Here is a 1,001-nt window from a genome sequence, read left to right as displayed (position 1 = left end):
CTCGCGCAGGTTGCGGCCGCTGCCCCGCAGGCGCCTCGCTGCCTTCGGGCAGGGGCGCGAGCGGGCCGGCCGGGGCCAGGTCTTCAGTGCCCAGCAGGAAGCGCGCCCGCGTCATGGCCTGGTGCTCCCAGGTCCAGGCGGTGTTGCTGCCGCGCCGTTGCTGGTAGTTGGCGTACGCGGTGAAGCTGGTCACCAGCAGGCCCGAATTGCCGTTGGGCCGCAGGGCGGTGTCGATCTCGAAGAGGTCGCCCTCGGCGGTCTTCACCGTGAGCCAGTTGATGAGCTTGCGCACGAAGGCCGAATACACCTCGGGCGCGCGGTCGTCGTCGTCGTCGAACACGAAAACGATGTCCAGGTCGCTGCCGTAGCCCAGCTCCTTTCCGCCCAGCTTGCCGTACCCGATGATGGCGAACTGCGGCACCTCGCGGTGGCGGTTCTTCAGGCGGCTCCAGCACCACTGCGCGGTCACGCGCAGCACGCTGTCGGCCAGGGCCGAGAGGTCGTCGGCCACCTGCTCCACGGTGATGCGGCGCTCCACGTCGCGCGCCAGCGTGCGGAAGGTCTCGGCATGGTGGGCGCGGCGCAGCAGGTTCAGCAGGGTCTCGTCGTCGTCCTCGCCGGTCGATTGCAGCGAAGCGATGCGCAGCCCCAGTTCGTGCTCGAAGTCCTGCGGCACGAAGCGTTCGGCCAGCAGCGCGTCGCCCGCCAGTTCGTCGATCACGCCGGGGTGTTGCAGCATGTAGCGGGCGGGCCACTGCGCGGCGCCCAGCAGGTGCAGCAGGTGCTCGTGGACGGAGGGGCGCTCCAGCAGCAGCGCCAGGTAGATGTCGCGGCGCAGCAGCGATTCGAGCCAGCCGATCAGCCGCACCACGGCGTCTTCGTTGACCTGGCCCTCGGCCAGCCAGCGCGCGGTGCGCTGCACCAGCCGCAGCAGCCGCTCGCGCGACTCGTCGCTCAGGGACTGCACGCGCGGGTGCGTGCGCCATTCGGCGACGCGCGCG

General features: G+C 70.9%; 1 protein-coding gene. It reads right to left on the bottom strand.

All coding sequences use genetic code 11. The annotated features are described in order from the left end of the window. On the bottom strand, nucleotides 1-1,001 hold a 1,001-nt coding region (locus AC27KI_RS25745; RefSeq protein ID WP_487116660.1), incomplete at both ends, for a DUF294 nucleotidyltransferase-like domain-containing protein.

The organism is Acidovorax sp. KPB24-03, from assembly GCF_057546605.1.
This window is presented reverse-complemented; position numbering and strand designations above follow the sequence as displayed.